The sequence below is a fragment of the Flavobacterium sp. LC2016-23 genome, from assembly GCF_009674775.1.
Taxonomy (GTDB): domain Bacteria; phylum Bacteroidota; class Bacteroidia; order Flavobacteriales; family Flavobacteriaceae; genus Flavobacterium.
The window spans coordinates 122,965-141,070 of record NZ_WKKE01000013.1 but is presented as its reverse complement, the minus strand read 5'-3'; the positions used below and the strand labels follow the sequence as shown (position 1 = coordinate 141,070).

17 protein-coding genes are annotated in these 18,106 nt (G+C 34.9%); 8 read left to right on the top strand and 9 right to left on the bottom strand.

The window, feature by feature from the left end; all coding sequences use genetic code 11:
- The first annotated feature begins 76 nt into the window (after positions 1-76).
- From GJU43_RS12865 to GJU43_RS23095, 4 genes are all read left to right on the top strand, one after another.
- Complete coding sequence (locus GJU43_RS12865) at positions 77-1,090, top strand: glutamine synthetase beta-grasp domain-containing protein (RefSeq protein ID WP_154341157.1); 1,014 nt, start codon at positions 77-79, stop codon at positions 1,088-1,090.
- 179 nt (positions 1,091-1,269) lie between these two features.
- Positions 1,270-2,238: a TerC family protein gene (locus GJU43_RS12860; RefSeq protein WP_154341156.1), complete on the top strand. Its 969-nt coding sequence runs from the start codon at positions 1,270-1,272 to the stop codon at positions 2,236-2,238.
- Positions 2,239-2,400: 162 nt separating this feature from the next.
- Positions 2,401-2,841, top strand: a complete 441-nt coding sequence (locus GJU43_RS23100; protein ID WP_229655055.1) for a hypothetical protein — start codon at positions 2,401-2,403, stop codon at positions 2,839-2,841.
- A gap of 213 nt (positions 2,842-3,054) precedes the next feature.
- Entirely contained in the window at positions 3,055-4,206 is a 1,152-nt protein-coding gene (locus GJU43_RS23095) for a T9SS type A sorting domain-containing protein (RefSeq protein ID WP_229655054.1), read from the top strand.
- Between the two features lie 70 nt (positions 4,207-4,276).
- On the opposite strand, the gene GJU43_RS12850 is transcribed toward GJU43_RS23095, so the two are convergent.
- The 3 genes from GJU43_RS12850 to GJU43_RS12840 all read right to left on the bottom strand — a co-directional run bounded on the left by GJU43_RS12850 (position 4,277) and on the right by GJU43_RS12840 (position 6,899).
- Positions 4,277-4,777, bottom strand: coding sequence for a hypothetical protein (locus GJU43_RS12850; protein ID WP_154341155.1), 501 nt, complete (start codon positions 4,775-4,777; stop codon positions 4,277-4,279).
- A 124-nt stretch (positions 4,778-4,901) separates the two neighbouring features.
- Entirely contained in the window at positions 4,902-5,771 is an 870-nt protein-coding gene (locus GJU43_RS12845; RefSeq protein ID WP_154341154.1) for an alpha/beta hydrolase family protein, read from the bottom strand.
- A gap of 255 nt (positions 5,772-6,026) precedes the next feature.
- Positions 6,027-6,899 (bottom strand): AraC family transcriptional regulator, encoded by an 873-nt coding sequence (locus tag GJU43_RS12840; RefSeq protein WP_154341153.1) that lies wholly within the window; start codon positions 6,897-6,899, stop codon positions 6,027-6,029.
- Between the two features lie 449 nt (positions 6,900-7,348).
- On the opposite strand from GJU43_RS12840, the gene GJU43_RS12835 reads away from it, so the two are divergent.
- The 3 genes from GJU43_RS12835 (at position 7,349) to GJU43_RS12825 (ending at position 9,381) form a co-directional block, all read left to right on the top strand.
- Positions 7,349-7,756 (top strand): T9SS type A sorting domain-containing protein, encoded by a 408-nt coding sequence (locus GJU43_RS12835; RefSeq protein ID WP_154341152.1) that lies wholly within the window; start codon positions 7,349-7,351, stop codon positions 7,754-7,756.
- 468 nt (positions 7,757-8,224) lie between these two features.
- Positions 8,225-8,629, top strand: coding sequence for a T9SS type A sorting domain-containing protein (locus GJU43_RS12830; RefSeq protein WP_154341151.1), 405 nt, complete (start codon positions 8,225-8,227; stop codon positions 8,627-8,629).
- A 365-nt stretch (positions 8,630-8,994) separates the two neighbouring features.
- Entirely contained in the window at positions 8,995-9,381 is a 387-nt protein-coding gene (locus tag GJU43_RS12825) for a secretion protein (RefSeq protein ID WP_154341150.1), read from the top strand.
- Positions 9,382-9,585: 204 nt separating this feature from the next.
- Here GJU43_RS12825 and GJU43_RS12820 read toward each other — a convergent pair whose 3' ends face one another.
- On the bottom strand, positions 9,586-10,788 hold the full coding sequence (locus GJU43_RS12820) for a hypothetical protein (RefSeq protein WP_154341149.1): 1,203 nt from the start codon (positions 10,786-10,788) through the stop codon (positions 9,586-9,588).
- Positions 10,789-10,841: 53 nt separating this feature from the next.
- Positions 10,842-11,249 carry a helix-turn-helix domain-containing protein gene (locus tag GJU43_RS12815; RefSeq protein ID WP_154341148.1) on the bottom strand — a complete coding sequence of 136 codons (408 nt, stop codon included), beginning with the start codon at positions 11,247-11,249 and terminating at the stop codon, positions 10,842-10,844.
- A 198-nt stretch (positions 11,250-11,447) separates the two neighbouring features.
- Between GJU43_RS12815 and GJU43_RS12810 the strand changes: the two genes are divergently transcribed.
- Complete coding sequence (locus tag GJU43_RS12810) at positions 11,448-11,768, top strand: hypothetical protein (RefSeq protein ID WP_154341147.1); 321 nt, start codon at positions 11,448-11,450, stop codon at positions 11,766-11,768.
- An 818-nt stretch (positions 11,769-12,586) separates the two neighbouring features.
- On the opposite strand, the gene GJU43_RS12805 is transcribed toward GJU43_RS12810, so the two are convergent.
- The 4 genes from GJU43_RS12805 to GJU43_RS12790 all read right to left on the bottom strand — a co-directional run bounded on the left by GJU43_RS12805 (position 12,587) and on the right by GJU43_RS12790 (position 17,946).
- On the bottom strand, positions 12,587-13,048 hold the full coding sequence (locus GJU43_RS12805) for a hypothetical protein (protein WP_154341146.1): 462 nt from the start codon (positions 13,046-13,048) through the stop codon (positions 12,587-12,589).
- Between the two features lie 70 nt (positions 13,049-13,118).
- The gene (locus GJU43_RS12800) at positions 13,119-13,547 is read right to left on the bottom strand and encodes a hypothetical protein (protein WP_154341145.1); all 429 of its coding nucleotides are present in this window, start codon (positions 13,545-13,547) and stop codon (positions 13,119-13,121) included.
- Positions 13,544-14,329: a hypothetical protein gene (locus GJU43_RS12795; RefSeq protein WP_154341144.1), complete on the bottom strand. Its 786-nt coding sequence runs from the start codon at positions 14,327-14,329 to the stop codon at positions 13,544-13,546. Before GJU43_RS12795 ends, GJU43_RS12800 begins: the two co-directional genes overlap by 4 nt.
- Before the next feature lie 176 nt (positions 14,330-14,505).
- Positions 14,506-17,946 (bottom strand): methylmalonyl-CoA mutase family protein, encoded by a 3,441-nt coding sequence (locus GJU43_RS12790; protein WP_154341143.1) that lies wholly within the window; start codon positions 17,944-17,946, stop codon positions 14,506-14,508.
- Between the last annotated feature and the right edge of the window lie 160 nt (positions 17,947-18,106).

Here is an 18,106-nt window from a genome sequence, read left to right as displayed (position 1 = left end):
CCTAATTTTTAGGACTAAAAAAATAAATCTATATTTGACCCAGCGAAAAAACAAAAAAAAATAAATTTATATTATTATGGCTAAAATTAAGTTAGAGTACATTTGGTTAGATGGATATGAACCAACTCAAAATCTTAGAAGTAAAACTAAAGTTGAAGAACACGAAAATTTCAAAGGAACATTAGAAGAAATTGGAAACTGGTCATTTGATGGTTCATCAACAAAACAAGCTGAAGGTGGATCTTCTGACTGTTTATTAGTGCCTGTTGCAATCTACCCTGATCCAACCCGTATTAACGGCTGGCTGGTAATGACAGAAGTAATGAATGCTGATGGTACGCCACACGCTTCTAACGGTAGAGCTACTATTGATGACGATGGTGATTTCTGGTTCGGTTTTGAACAGGAATATTTCATCATGGACACTAAAACTTTATTGCCATTAGGTTTCCCTGTTGGAGGATATCCTGCTCCACAAGGTATGTACTACTGCTCTGTAGGTGGAAAAAACACACACGGAAGAAAATTAGTAGAAGAGCATGCTGACTTATGTATCGCTGCAGGAATCAACTTTGAAGGAATCAACCAGGAGGTTGCTTGCGGACAATGGGAATTCCAATTATTTGCTAAAGGTGCTAAAAAAGCCGGAGATGAAATCTGGGTTGCAAGATACTTATTAGATCGTTTGACTGAAAAATATGGTTACTATATCGAATATCACCCAAAACCACTTGGAGATACAGACTGGAATGGTTCAGGTATGCATGCTAACTTCTCTAACGAGGTGTTAAGAACATGTGGAGACCAGGCTACTTACGAAAGAATTTGTGAGGCTTTCAGACCTGTTACTGCTGAGCACATCGCGGTTTACGGAGCTTACAACGACCAACGTTTGACGGGTAAACACGAAACTGCTTCTATTCACGATTTCTCTTACGGAGTATCTGACAGAGGTTGTTCAATCAGAATTCCTTTAATGACGGTTCAAAAAGGATGGAAAGGTTGGTTAGAAGACAGAAGACCAGCTTCAAATGGTGATCCATACAAAATTGCTGCAAGAATTATCAAAACTGTTAAGTCAGCGCTATAATTCATTGCTTACATTATATCCGAAAGTGCCATCATAACTGATGGCACTTTTTTTTACAAATAAACCCGACAGGTTTTTAAAACCTCTCGGGTTTATAAAATTTCAGAGTAAGTTTCTTATAATTAATTTTTAAGTTTAGTTTCAAAAACTATCTTTGTACATCATTAAAAAAATATATCATGATAGTCTGGATTTTGTTTTTATTAGCCGTTGTTTTTATTCTTGCTTTAGACTTGGGAGTTTTCAATAAGACCCCTCATATTATCAGCACTAAAGAAGCCAGCAAATGGACGTTGATCTGGGTAACACTATCATTTTTATTCTCCGGTGTCATCTACTGGCTGTACACCACCGATTATATCGGAAACCCTGACAAACTCAAACCTGCAGTCGCTTCCATGAAGTTTATCACAGGTTACCTGATTGAATTATCACTAAGCGTTGACAATATTTTTGTAATCGCCATTATTTTTGCTTCCTTCAAAATACCTCAGAAATACCAGCACCGCGTTTTGTTCTGGGGAATTTTAGGTGCTGTCATTTTCCGTGGATTAATGATTTTCTTTGGTGTAATGCTGATTAATAAATTTACCTGGACTACTTATGTGTTTGGCTTATTCCTGGTTTTTACCGCTGTAAAAATGTTATTCTCGGGAGACGAAGAAGATTTTCACCCAAAAGATTCTTTTATATACAAAGCACTTGGAAAAATTATTCCGATCACCTCAGAAATGGATCATCAGAAATTTTTCATTTTAACTGAAAGAGGAAAAAAAGCGGCTACTCCGTTATTCGTAGCTTTGATTGTTATTGAAGTGATGGACGTACTTTTTGCCGTAGACAGTGTTCCGGCTATTCTTGCCATTACATCAGATCCGTTTTTAGTATTCAGTTCGAATATTTTTGCGATCCTTGGATTGCGTTCTATGTATTTCTTCCTGGCGAATATGCTGGCAAAATTCAGTTATTTAGAATACAGCCTTGTGGCTATTTTAGCTTTTGTAGGTCTAAAAATGCTGTTACATGATTTTATTCAGGTTCCGGAATGGGCTTCTTTGGCGTTTATTGCCTTGTCCCTTTTGGTAGGAATTTTGGTTTCTTTAAAATTTGGAAAAGAAAAAGAACTTACGGATTCAGATATGGAATAGCTTGTTTGAACATATATGCAAAAGGAAATCAATAGGGTTTCCTTTTTTTATGTTTTTAAAATATTAATTATAAATAAATGATTACAATTTAACATTTAAAAGTAGGAATAAATTTAATTAAAACATTATTTTTGTCTCATTATAATTACTTAAATCTATATCATGAGAAAAAATTACATTCCTCTCGTCTTCCTGCTTTTATTGAACATTTCAATGTTTGGGCAAAAAGTTACACTTACACCAACAGTAGTCAATGGTGCTGGTTTTAGTGCGGGCCCTATAAATTTAGCGAGCATACCCTACTCCACAATTTCATTAGGCGTCAAAGTAGAAGTTCCATCAAATGTCGCAGTTGGAGATCAGGGCACTATAAAAATCTATTTTTCAAAAGGTTTAGCTCTCGGAGGAAATGTTGCTATTGGAGGCGATGGCGGAGCATTATATTTCGGAGGCGGAAAAGTCGCTACTCGAAATTTTGTGATTAACTTAAACTGGACAGACTTTTTAACTGCCGGAGGATTTATTTACGCTGAGTATAAAAGTGGTGTATCTTATAACAGCTCAAACTTTGCTGTTGTTAAAAATGCAACAATGACTATATGAACAACCCTAAATCCTCCTGCTGATGCTCCTAATCCTAAACAAATTTCGAATACATTATGCTGCAATCAAACAATCAGACAGGGAGACAAACCTGCTCCCATTACAGGTTCACAATATTTAAACCCCTATCAGGGAGAGCCCTACGGAATTAATAGCCAATGGATCAATACAAGAAATGGCGAATCTCCAAAATTAGATGACATAAACAGGATATTGTATTTTGATTATGCGCCGGAATTAAAAAACATTACGGTTACAAGAAAATTAGGATACCGATATGGCGGTGAATTTCCAAATCAAAGTAATACAGTTACAATTACGGTTGTTCCTACTCCAATTCTTACCAACTCGATATCTACAAATAGTGTCCCTAATTCAGATGGCTACTATGAATTATCTAGTGTTAAAACATTGAATTTATACGGATTTGCTTCGAAAGTAAATTTAAATATTTTACAAGATCCTACACACAAAAATCAAAGGGGTGATAACATAACTGATGTCGATGGTTACAAGTGGGAATATAAAAACACTGAATTATATTCAAACCCTTGGATAACTATTCCAAACGAAACAAACGAAGATTTAAATTTTTCCGACCCCTCCCAGCTTTCAAATTTTGAAAATACTAACTATTCAGTTAGAAGAATAGCTATTTACAAAAATATCTCAAGGGTAAGCAATGAAATAAAGATTGTAGTTAGAGGATTGCGTTTTAATAATACCATTTGCTGTGACCAAATTTTAAAAATTCAATCCCCTACTAGTTTCGAAAATCCCACAATCATTACAGGATCAATTGCTAGTGTCGACAATCCTATAGAACAAGGAATTAATTTTAAAATTCGATCAATAAATTATCAATGGCAAAGTCAAAGTACTACAGGAGCTTATCCAACTTCAACATGGTCCAACATTCCTGGAGCCACATCTAAAGATTATCTTCCTTCACAACCACTTAACATTGGCAGAGACAGAAGAGGTGGATATAAATTCGAATCGTCTTATAAATACAGAAGAATTGTCAATATTGATTATTCGATTGTAAAAAACATCTTAATTTACGGAACAGCTACAAGCTACAGCAACGAAACTTCTTTAGATGGAACTGCATCTTTACCCTACATTCAAATATACCCTAATCCAGCTTCTTCAATTTTAAATATTGAATGCACTTTTAATATATCAGATGCAAAATTAACAATTTCAAATATCCTGGGAAATATAGTAAATTCAAATAATTTTTCAGTTTTAAATCCTAAGCTGATAAGTATAAATGTTTCCGATTTTCCAGCTGGCGCTTATTTTATTACAATTGAAAATCAATATATAGGTATAGTTCAAAGAACCTTCATTAAACAATAAAACAAATAAAAAAAGGAAATCTTACGATTTCCTTTTTTTATAAATTCTAGATTAAAATCTTAAATTCAATTTATTTCAATTCATCTAATTTTAATGTTTTAGCAACATCTAGATAATTATTTTTATTAACTCCAGCAATTAAATCAGAAGGAGAGATTACTACTCTAAAAGTTTGACTATTTATTAAACTTGGTTCTGTAGCTAAATTAAAAGAAGCTGTTACAGTAATAAGAAAATCTTCTTTACTATAATCAAAGAAATAATCAGCTATATCACCATTATTATAGTTAATTACATTTGGTAACAATTGCCAAACTGGAGCTCCCGCATTCGTTGTACCGGTTTTTCTGTATATTAAAACTGTTTCATCATTAAACAAATCTCCACCAACATATTGATTAAAAGTACGTGTAAATTCGTATTGATTATTAGTCACCCTTACTAAATTAACATTATTAACAGTAAATGCTTGAGGAAGTGGTGCATCCAAACCCGGAGGCCCGTCCGGTCCTTCACAGCTAGTAAATATTATTAATCCAACAACTGCGAAAAGCGTAAGTATCTTTTTCATAACTTTTATATATTTTTAGGTTTATATATAAAGGTATTCCAAAAACCAAACCAAAAAAAGCAAATGCAACTAATTTGTTATAAATTTTATTAATTTTTACTATTTTTTATTATATCCTTTTGCGTTATTTCTTGATAACTACCTGATTTTTAAGCAATATTTTATTAAAAAACAAGACATGGTACGGAAGTGAATTTTCCCAATACTCCCAGGTGTGTGCTCCCGGACGTTCGGTGTAATCGTGATCTACCTTATTATAGACCAATCTTCGGTGTAGCTCTCTGTTGGGTTCTATTAAAAAATCATCCACACCACAATCTATAATTAAAGACAATTTGTTCGCTTTGATTTTGTCGAGCATTCCCAATACGGAATTCTGCTCGTACAATTCAGAGTTGCTGCTTTTATCGCCAAAAACAGGCTGCATTAATTTTATCACCTGAGCTGAAGAATCCCGGTTGAGCATTGCGCCCATATCTACCGCTCCGCTCATGCTTCCGGCAGCACAAAACAAATCGGGATGTCTGGCCGACAAGTACAATGCGCCGTGACCGCCCATAGAAAGTCCTGTAATCACACGTCCGCTCCTGTTACTTATGGTTCGGTATGTTTTATCTACTTTCTGAATGACTTCCTGCGTGATAAAAGTTTCAAACTGACTTTCCTTGTTTACCGGACTGTCCAGATAAAAACTAAAAGTCTCTCCTTCGGGCATTACAATAATAATATTGTACTGATCAGATAAGCCTTGTACTAATTTCTTGTTGGGTGTATTTTTTAACCAATCACTAAAATGCCCGTAAGCACCGTGTAACAAATACAGCACCGGAAAGGTCGATTTGCTTTTCGCATAAGAGTTCGGTAAAACAACTGCGGCTTTGTAGGTTTTGCCCATAGCTGTACTGGCAATTTGCAAAGTATCTACTTTTGCGGCATAACCCATTGAGGAAATGCACAATAAAAATGCAAACGCTAAAAATCTAAAGTTTTTCATATTGATATTTTTTCTGATTAGGGATTGTAAATATAACTGTTTCAGAATATAGTATATGAAAAATCCAATCCCTTTTTTTGTAGGATTGGTAGATTTAACGCTAAGGTTCACAGCATTTACATTGTGCAGGCTTAACCGCAAAGGTCGCAAAGATTTTTAATTACATCGTGAGTTTAACCGCAAGGTTCTCAAAGCTGGATTTTAAAAAACTTTGCTAACCTTGCGGTTAAAAAAAGCCTTGCGGTTAGCCAGGCTTTACTTAATAATGATCTTATGTTCATTTCGGTATTGCGAAGCGCTTTTACCGGTATATTGTTTAAAGGACTTGCTAAAGTGGCTGAAATTATTAAAACCACTTTCGTAGCAAACTTCATTTATCGTAATAGGTTTTTCTGCCAGAAGTTTAGAGGCGTGCACCAAACGATATTCGTTTACAAACTCCGTAAAGGTTTTGTTGGATATTTTTTTGAAGTAGCGGCAAAACGAAGGCGTTGTCATACTTACCAGGCTCGAAACTTCATCTATAGCGATCGATTCCTGAAAATGATCTTTCACGTAATTGAAAACCACATTGATCCGATCATTGTCCTGCGTATTGAGTTCGAGAGAAAAGCCATCGGCATTTAGTATTGTATATTCGTCTGAAGATTCTAATTCATCCAAAATACTCAGCAGCGTCATGAGGCGTTCTAACGGAAGCTGGTTTTCCATCATTTCGATCTTCTCCCCTATTTTCTTTTTGGTTTCTCCTCCAAAAGCGATTCCGGCTTTCGACTGACTCAAAATATTCTGAATCTTTTTCATTTCCGGTATGGCAAAAAAGTCATTCCCTAAAAATTCAGGTTTAATATGAATAACCACTTCATTTATATTTCCGGTTTGTTCATTGGTGAAACCACAATGAGGCAAATTAGAGCCGATTAAAAGCAGACTTCCATTAGTATAATAAGAAACATGACTTCCAATTTGTCTTTTTCCGGCGCCACCATTTATATAAACCAATTCAATTTCGGGATGATAATGCCACAAATGCGCTTTGCTATTGGTCTTCTGAGCATGTTTCGTATAGGCAAAAGAACTTCCGTACGAATTAGAGATGACTTCAAGAGCCGGGGCGATAGTCTTCATAATCAAATCTTTAAAAAATAATAGCAAATTTAACAAAATTACCTAAAATAATTCAAATTTTAACCTATAACGGTTTCGCAATTGAGAATAAAGCACAAAATATCTAAATTATCTTATCCTGAATTATTGGCAAAACACTGCTTTTTTTGAGGTGTCATTTTTTTTCCCGCTTATTTTTTTATAAATCGTATTTAATTGGGAGTTTTTATGCGTATATGACATATTTGTAAGAAAAACAGAAAATTTTAATAAACTTCATTTTTTAAAAAACATTGAAAAATAACAGCCTAATTAACAAAAACACCTAAAATAATTCAAATTTTAACCTATAACGGTTTCGTAAATGAGAATATAGCATATAAATTGGCAAATAGAGTTGTGCTAAAAAATGTATAGCCGAAGTAATTTAGCATCAACAAATAAGAACAACAATTTAAAAAAATAAAGCCATGAAAAAGATCTTAAAACTTAGTGTAGTATGCGCAGTGCTTTTTACAGGAATGAGTACTTATGCAATTGACGGGAACGAAGATTTCAATCTTCACGTATTAAAAGCAAACGGTAAAGTAATAACCTTTGCTCTTAACCAGGTTAAAAAAGCAAGCCTTTCTATTTACGATAAAAGCGGAACTTTAATATATTCTGAAAATGCTTCAGGTAAAGACGGGATCCTTAGAACTTTCAGCTTAGAAGAATTTCCGGAAGGAACTTACTTCTTAGAAGTTGAAGACAATGCAAAAAAAGTAAGACATGAAATTATTGTGACTGATGAAAAATCTGTTTTATCTTCAAAAGCAGTTTCATCTACATATAAAGCAGATTCAAATGCTAAAAATACAAGCGTAGCAACACGCTAGAAAAGTTTATACTCGCATACAGTATAAAAATGAGGTTAGATAGTTAGTAAAGTTTAAAAACATTCAATTGTTTTTTAAAACAGCTCTTTGTGGTTATCGAGCTGTTTTTTTTATGCCTTTTTTTTTAACCGCAAAGACGCCAGGAGTTACGCAAAGTTCGCAAAGTTATTAATGATACGCTTTGCGAACTTTGCGTTTTATTTCATTGCGACCCTTGCGGTTAAATTTTACAATGGCATTTTTTTGTAAGAACAAGAGATAAATTTACATTCTCTTAATTTAAACGAAACATTAAAAAATAACAACCTAATTAACAAAAACGATAAATATAATTCAAATTTTAACCTATAACGGTTTCGTAAATGAGAATACAGCATCTAAATAAGCTAATGGAGTTGTGTACAATTCTGTAAGACATAAGTAATTTAGCATCAGAGAATTAGAACTATTAATTTAAAAACAAAAGTCATGAAAAAAAGTTTAAAATTAAGTTTAGTATGTGCAGTGCTTTTTACAGGAATGAGCTCTTATGCAATCGACGGGAATGAAGATTTTAATCTTCATGTATTAAAAGCGAATGGAAAAGTAATTACGTTCGCCCTTAACCAGGTTAAAAAAGCGAATTTAGCGATCTATGACAATGAAGGTACTCTGATTTATTCTGAAAGCGCTTCAGGTAAAGAGGGCATTTTGAGAACTTTTAGCTTAGAAGAATTTCCGGAAGGAACTTATTTCCTAGAAGTAGAAGATAATGTAAAAAAAGTGAGACACGAAATTACCGTTACTGACGGAACATCTGTTTTATCAAAAAAGGCAGTTTCATCTGTTTACAAAGCTGGTTTTGCTAAAAACAGCAACGTAGCAGCCCGTTAAAAATTTGTACCCACATTGGTATAAAAATAAGGTTAATGGTTAAAGTAAAAAACTAATGGTTTAAGAACAGCTCTTTGTGGTTATCGAGCTGTTTTTTTATGCCTAAATTTTACTAAACCGCCTTCGTTATTTTTCAATTGAAAAATTATTCTTAATAATTTTAAAAGACTGTTTTTTAAGGCATTAAAAAAAAGCATCTTCAAAACATCCAAAAGCCCAGTAATTGCGTACATAGTTCAGACAAAACACAGAAAGAGTTTTAATTCAGCAACTTATGTCTGTAAAAAAGATATTTTTTTGCATAAAATTCAATTTCTTTTTCTAGTTTTGCGCAACCACCTTTAATATTAAAATTTTAAAAAAACATGACAAAATTTACCAAATTGGGCTTAGTTGTAGCCGTACTTTTTACAACTATTTTAACCTACGCAATTGATGGAAAAGGGGATTATATCTTGTATATAAAAACCGGTAACGGAAAAGTAGTTAGCTTTACTTTAAACACCGTTGAAAAATCAAGCTTTTCAATCTTCGATGCAAACAATAATTTATTGTACACAGGAACATCTGTTGCACATGAATTAGAAATTTCAAAAACATTAAGTTTAGAGGCGTATCCAGCCGGAACTTATACTTTGGAAGTAAATGAGAATGGAAAAATTGCAAAACATGAAATCACTGTTTCAGCTAAAAAATCAAAAACAGTTAAACTTGACGAATCTGTAAACGAAAGTCCGGCATTCCGTCGTTAATTTTTGGTTTTAATTAGAACATCAAAAGACAGCTTTTCCAGAGCTGTCTTTTTTTTGTAATGCAATAAAAAAGCTGTGGCAAAAAATTAATTTATTTTTATTTGCCACACAAATTGTGGCAAAAATTAATTCTGTTTTATTTTGCCACAAAAATCGTGGCAAAATTAATTTCTTTTTTATTTTGCCACAGACTAAATTTTTTCTTTAATTTACTTCCGTAATCATTTTATACAATTCCTGACAATACGCAAATTTGTCATTTTGCTGGTTTCGTTTATTTTCCTGCCCGGTTTCATAAACCGAAATCTGAAACCAGTTTAATATCCGGATAGCCATATTTTGGGCTAACGGATTTTTATCGTCTGCTTTCATCACATTCAGGTCGTTAATTTCAGATTTCCAAAACTTAAAATTAGTCACAGGCTTGGCCGATTTTAATTCCTGGTCAAAACGATGCCAGAGTTTATCTAAAATTTCATTTTCTAAAACCTTTATCTTTTCTGTTTTTGCTGTTTCCTCTTTGTATGCTTTGGACTTTTTGATGTCAGCAATTTTAACCTTTAGAAAATTATCATCAGTTGTATTCAAAAAAGTAATCCCTTTTTCATAGGCATTCACCGAAAGGACCAGCTCGTTATTGGCCTTTAGGCTATCGGCTAGTCGCAGATTGGTGTCATAAATTCTTTTCAGAACGGTATCGTTTTTGGGTCTTATATTTTTCCTGTAGGCCTGAATTTCCAGCCAGTCAAATGCGCTAAGCATTTCAGACGGTCTAGGCCAGACATGTTCTTCATGCGCAATAAAAAGCGTGTTTACGATCTTTGCGTTGTCCAGCCACGTTTTGTTATCTGTCATTTCCTGATAATTCATATCCCGGTCTCCAACCATACCCACATAAGAGAAATTATTAGAAGGCGGTATAAACTTATCCATATCATTAAAAGAAGCGCCACACGCAATAACGCCCTGAAAAACGCCGGTGGAGATCCCAAAATAACTGGCCAATCGCGCGCCACCCGAAAAACCTGCGATATAGAGTTGTGAAGTATCAATGGTATAGTTTTCCAGTACAGTATCAAATAATCGGTTGGCGATGGCAATATTGTTCTGGATGGATCCATTTTTTAACGTATTCGAGCATACCAAAATATACTGATATGTTTCTGCAGCCGGAATAAAGGGTGCAATTCCTTCTTTGCCTCTCGCAGCCGGCTCGAAAATAAAAACCAGTGCCAATGGTGTTTTTCCATCGTATTTTTTAGGGAAATAAATAGTATACGATTCTGTTGGGGCAGTGGCCACTTTCACCGAATCGATAATAACGCCCGTTGGTAGCGATGGCTTGTCCTGCGTATACCCAAAAACCGTAACCAAAAGAAAAAGAATAGAATAGACAGAGTTTTTCATAATACTAAAATAAAAAAACCTTTCATTTCTGAAAGGTTTTTGATTTAATATCTTTATTTCTGCTGTAGCAATTTTTCTAAATATTCGATTTTATCTTTTTCGGATTGCAGTAAACGTTCGTACAATTTTTTGTTTTCTTCTACTGTTTCCATCAATTTATCTAACGGATTGAAGGTACATGTATTATAATGATTAAAATTATTGTCTGAATCATTAAAAGTATTGAAATAATTAATCATCCCTTCTTCCGAAAAATTCTTAATGGCTTCCACCGTCACACCCAATGCTTTTGCTACTTCAATAAGTCTTTCTTCCTCTACGGTTTCGCTGTTTTCAATAGCCGATATGGTTTGCTGGCTGATGCCTAAAGCCTGTGCCAAAGCTTCCTGTTTCATATCACGAAGTTCACGAATACGGCTTATTTTTCGCCCAATGTGGTTTGGTTTTGTTAGTGTGCTCATAATTCAAAGATAATAATTAAGTGTGAAAAACCTCAACTGGTAAAAAACTTATTTAGACTGTGCAATACCAGCCAAATCGGTTTGGTAAAAAACAATCTAGTTCTTTCTTCGCTGAGTCAAACAAAAGTACAATTTTTCTTATAATAAAATAACAAAAGTCGAATTGTAAAATGATTCATAACTAAAAAAATACACGCCATGGAAACCAACGAAATTAAAAAATTAGAGAATCTTAGACAATTAACGGTCCAATATTGCAGTACTTTAACACCGTGTGCTGATAAAACAGGAACTTATACTGCTAAAATCAAAATGCACAACTATCATGAGCTGGGTTGTACGATTACCGAAATGCTAAAATTATGTATTGTAGCCTTAGATCACGACGTACATCAGGCAACTACCCTTAAACAATCTCCTATTAATGTGGCTCTCGTTTTAGAAATGGTGCTGGAGATGTTTCCTTTGGATGAATTGGAGTTTTTAAGTAATGTCGCGGAGATCCTTAGCGAGGAATGATTATGATGTATACCTACTTTACGCCGGTACAAGCAAAGGATTAACCCGTTAGCACAACCACAATAGTGTCATTTCGACGAAGGAGAAATCTCCGCGTGTTGAGCACGCCCTGCTGCGGAGTTTCTTGTGAAGATTTCTCCTTCGTCGAAATGACAAACTGTGTGGAATTTTATTTTTTAATTCTTGATTTTTTTTCACAATCCCCGCTCGACTAATTGTCCGCAATTGCTGTGCGAAGTCTCCCGACTTCGTACCCGTCACTATATTCCGTTCCAATTATTTTTTTGTTCTCTTTGTGGATCATTGGAGCGGGTACGAAGTCGGGAGACTTCGCACAGCCGAGCTCACGAGCGGGACGCTCGCGCTAGCGAGGGAATGATTTTCTTTTTTGCTATTTCAAAGCGGTGTAAACATAGCCCGTGGTTTCAACCACGGGAACGTAATATTGCCTTTCTCATATTGTGTATCCGTGGTTGAAACCACGGGCTATATTTGACAATAGGATTTTTGTAGTTTTGCTGGCGCTGATGAATTTCAATTGCGAATTTCTTTGTCATGGACGGATTAAAATCCGTCCCTACAATATGTTTTGTTCCTTCGCATCTTTTTTTAAACTTCATCAAAAATAGTCACAATATTGTCATTTCGACGAAGGAGAAATCTCCACGTGTTGAGCACGTCCTGTTGCGGAGTTTCTTGCGAAGATTTCTCCTTCGTCGAAATGAGAGACTATGTGTATTGTTTAATTATTAATTTTATTTTTATAATACTACACCGCGAAGTATTCGTAATTGCTTTGCGAAGTCTATTCCTCATTTTTATTTTATTTTTTTTAGTAACGTTTTATTTTCTTTTTGAATAGCTTCAATTTTATGATTAAGTGTTTCAATTTCTTTGCTTGTTTTTACATCATTTCTTACGATTACTAAAATAGTAATTAGTAGAGATAAAACAGGTATAACAATTTGAACAATATCTTTAACTTTAGTTTTAAATACATTCTGATTTTCAATGATATATTTTCGTGTATTAAATGAATGAACACCTTTACTTGTTGCATATAAACCGAGAACATATTTAGGATTATGCCGTCCTACTTCTTGCTCTTCTAATAAAGACAACTTTAATAATTCATATTTGATTGCTGTTATCTTCACTTTCGCTAATATTACTTCATCATCTAGACCTATATCTGAATTTTCTGCAGCTGGCAAACTTGATATAACATTTTGATGTGATAGCATTTCCAAAATCTTATGTTTTATTTTATTATCATTCATTTTATTGTATAGATAAAGTTCTTTATTTCACCTTGTCTCATCCTAATATTTCAAATATTTACACTTAATCCTAAAATACATTAAATTCAATAATAAAATAAGAAAATAACAAGAATACGATTATTAATAAATAAAAAGGAAATAATGTTTTGGAACTAAAAGCATTCCAATAATTATATTCCTTACCGATATATAAGTTAGGTGATATTTGATATGTATTTGTAGTTATCGGATTATTATTAAGTCCTGTAATATCATTATAAATACCCTTAAATTTTCTTTCTTGTTGTAGATAATATGTATCTAAAAACCAAAATAAAACAACAATAGGAATTGGAATTATTAAAAATAACTCTTTAGTTGTAGTTGCATAAATTGCTAAAAAAGCAGAAATAATTGTAATTGTCAAACTTTTTATTTGAAATGAATTAGCATTCATTCGTGTTATTATATTTTGCACGAACTCTCTATGTTGTATTTTTTTCTCTAATTTACTCATATTTTGTATATTTTCGTATTATAAAGAACATCTAGTGGGTGTACTTCATTCCTAATTAGTTCTTTATATTTATTTTTCCATTCGATTAAATCTCTTCCTTTTAAATCAATTAAATGATCAATTTTTAATTTATATTTAAATTTGACATCTTCATTGATTTTTGTTCTTTCTGTTGCGCTAAAATATTTTGTTTTGCTTCGAATTAAATTTTCATCAATTCTTATTATACTTGATAAAAATAATTCATTGTAGATCCAAGGTGATTCTGTTTGTTTTATAGTGTTGTAAATTGAAACTGAACTTGATGTTTCTAAAAACATTAAACACTCAGTTTTATCGATCATCTCGGCCAATGAATTAGATAGCATCATATGAACATGGCTTGTAGTAAAATTTCTTTTGTAATAATTGTAAGTTTTTGTGTTTTTTTGATAACAAATCTCATCATCCAATTCGCGTAGCAATTTATCAGATTCCCCCCAAAGATTAGAATCAATAAATACATCTAAGTTAAAATTATTTTTAATCCATCCTGCAAGCTCATTAGCCCTTTCTAAATCTTTATGAGAATGAGAAAGAAATATATCTGCCTTAATTTGAGGAAACCATTCATTTTGAGTTGCAGTACCATCAATTATATTTTCTCCTATTAACTTAACTTTTAATTCATTCTTAATTTCTTCGATATACTCTCGTTTTAGTTGCTTTCCTTTTGCTTTATCAGATGGACCAAAGGTAAAATTATCAAAGACACTTTTATTTATTTTAAATCTACTATACATTTTATACTTATTAATTCAGTTAATATATTTTTTAAATTTAATTGTTAAGCCAAATGTATTAATAACAAACTATACTTATTTACGGATTTCCTCATTTGCAATAAATCAATTATTATAAAACAAAAAAACCTCCCATATCCTGAGAGGTTTTTCCATAAATATAAAACATTAAAATTCTACATATTCCTTCTATACTGCCCGCCCACTTCAAACAAAGCCGAAGTAATCTGACCCAGCGAACAAACCTTCGTCGCTTCCATTAAATGGGCGAATAAGTTTTCGTTTTTAATGGCGGCTTCCTGCAGTTTGTTTAGGTGCTCGTTTACTTTTGCTTCGTGAAACTGGTGCAGGTTATCGAGCATCGTAATCTGATATTGTTTTTCTTCTTCGGTGGCGCGAATCACTTCTGCCGGAATTACCGTTGGCGAACCTTTGGAACTCAGGAAGGTGTTGACACCTACAATTGGGAAATCGCCGTTGTGTTTCAGGGTTTCGTAGTACAAACTTTCTTCCTGGATTTTAGAACGCTGGTACATGGTTTCCATGGCCCCAAGAACACCGCCACGCTCTGTGATACGGTCGAATTCCTGCAGAACGGCTGCTTCTACCAAATCGGTTAATTCTTCGATGATAAACGATCCCTGAATCGGATTTTCGTTTTTCGCCAGTCCCAATTCTTTATTGATAATCAACTGAATCGCCATGGCTCTGCGAACTGATTCTTCGGTTGGTGTGGTAATCGCTTCATCGTAAGCATTCGTATGCAGGGAATTACAGTTGTCGTAAATCGCATACAAAGCCTGCAAAGTGGTTCTGATATCATTAAAATCAATTTCCTGCGCGTGTAACGAACGTCCGGAAGTCTGAATATGGTATTTCAGCATTTGGGCTCTTTCGTTGGCACCGTATTTGTTTTTCATGGCTTTCGCCCAGATTTTACGTGCCACACGACCAATTACCGAATATTCAGGATCTACTCCGTTGGAGAAGAAGAACGATAAGTTAGGTCCGAAATCGTTGATGCTCATGCCACGGCTCAAATAATATTCCACGTAAGTGAAACCATTCGAAAGCGTAAACGCCAATTGCGTAATCGGATTGGCTCCTGCTTCGGCAATATGGTACCCTGAAATCGAAACTGAATAAAAGTTACGCACGTTTTGGGTAATAAAATATTCCTGAACGTCACCCATCAATCGCAACGCAAATTCGGTCGAAAAAATACAGGTGTTTTGTGCCTGATCTTCTTTTAGGATATCGGCCTGAACCGTTCCACGAACTTGTGACAGGGTTCTGACTTTGATTTCATTGTATACCTCCGAAGGCAAAACCTCATCTCCGGTCACCCCCAAAAGCATTAAACCTAAACCGTTGTTTCCTTCCGGTAAATCGCCCTGGTATCTTGGGCGTTCCAGTCCTTTGGCTTTATAGATCTGGTTGATTTTAGCGTCAACTTCTTTTTCTAATTCGTTGTCCTTAATATAGTACTCACATTGCTGATCGATTGCGGCATTCATAAAGAAACCTAACAGCATTGGTGCCGGTCCGTTGATGGTCATACTTACTGAAGTCATGGCATGTACCAGATCGAAACCGGAATACAGCTTTTTGGCATCGTCCAGACAACAGATCGAAACTCCGGCATTCCCGATTTTCCCGTAAATATCAGGACGGATATCGGGATCATTTCCGTATAAAGTCACACTGTCAAATGCGGTTGAAAGTCGTTTTGCCGGCAAGCCCGCACTTACATAGTGAAAACGTTTGTTGGTTCTTTCCGGTCCGCCCTCGCCCGCAAACATTCGGGACGGATCTTCGCCTTCACGTTTAAACGGATATAATCCTGAGGCAAAAGGAAATTCACCCGGTACATTTTCCTGTAAATTCCAACGCAGGATATCACCCCAAGCCTCGTATTTAGGCAATGCTATTTTTGGAATCTGTAAATGTGATAAACTCTCGGTATGCGTGGCAATTTTGATTTCCTTATCACGAACTTTAAACGAGTATACCGGATTTTTGTATTTGTTTACTTTTTCGTCCCAATTCAGAATAATTTCCCAATTGTACGGATCTAAATCCATTTTTACTTTATCGAACTGATTGAGTAAAAGGTTTAGGAAGATTCTGTTTTCGTCATGCCCTTCGGCTGCGCTCAGGATGACACTGCTGTCATCGATTCCGGCTTTGGTAATTTGCGGTACTTTTCCGGAAACGGATTCTATGGTTTTGAAAATTCCGTATAGTTTCTGTGCTACTTTTTGTTGTGAAAGGGCCGTTTCATCATACCCTCTGTTGCTCTCGGCAATTTCAGATAAATAACGCGTACGGTGTGGCGGAATCACAAAGATTTTCTCGCTCATTTCACGCGTAATTTCAAAAGTCGAATGCAGATTAGATTCCGTTTTTTCGACAATCTTATCCATAATCGCTTTGTACAGCGTATTCATTCCCGGATCATTAAACTGCGAAGCAATCGTTCCGAAAACCGGCATATCGTCCGGATTTTTATCCCAAAGATTGTGATTGCGCTGGTATTGTTTTTTGACATCACGAATGGCATCTAAGGCGCCTCTTTTATCAAATTTATTCAAGGCTACGAGATCAGCAAAATCAAGCATGTCGATTTTCTCTAATTGTGTGGCGGCTCCAAACTCCGGTGTCATAACATATAAGGACACATCTGAATGGTCCATAATTTCGGTATCCGATTGTCCGATTCCGGAAGTTTCCAGAATAATCAAATCGTATTTGGCGGCTTTCAAAACCTGAATCGCCTCGGCTACATATTTGGACAAAGCCAGATTGGACTGACGTGTGGCCAGTGAACGCATATAAACACGCGGATTGTTAATGGCATTCATACGGATTCGGTCTCCCAAAAGCGCTCCTCCTGTTTTTCTTTTCGACGGATCGACCGAAATCAATCCGATTGTTTTTTCGGGAAAATCTATTAAAAAACGACGTACCAGTTCATCGACCAAAGAAGACTTTCCGGCGCCACCCGTTCCGGTGATTCCTAAAACCGGAATTTTAGAATCGGCATTGTTGGTATGAATCTGATCGAAAACCGGTTTGGCGATTTCAGGAAAATTCTCAGCTGCCGAAATCAAACGGGCAATTGCCGTTGGGATTTTATTTTCGATATGATCGATTTCTCCGTTTAATTTGTCTCCAATCGGATAATCGGAACGTTCTACCAGATCGTTAATCATTCCCTGTAATCCTAAAGAACGGCCATCATCCGGAGAATAAATTCTGGTAATACCATATTCATGTAATTCTGAAATCTCGCTTGGCAGGATTACGCCGCCTCCGCCACCAAAAATCTTAATATGCCCGGCTCCTTTTTCCTGAAGCAGGTCGTACATATATTTAAAGTATTCATTATGTCCACCCTGATACGATGTCATGGCAATGGCGTTGGCATCTTCCTGAATGGCGGTGTTGACTACTTCTTCCACACTTCGGTCGTGACCTAAGTGAATTACTTCTACACCTGTCGACTGAATAATACGTCGCATAATATTGATCGCAGCGTCATGTCCGTCAAACAGTGAGGCAGCAGTGACAATTCTTACTTTATTTTTAGGATTATATGGTTTTTGTTGTTCCATTTTATGAATATGATAATTTTAAGGGAGCAATTTACAAAATATTATAATATTTAGTTCTCCTTATATCTTTTTGTTAACAAAAAAAAGAATCTTTTTTGTAATGCGGGGGGTAACAATTTAAATACCAATCTTATTTATCTTATATAAGTCTTATAGAAAT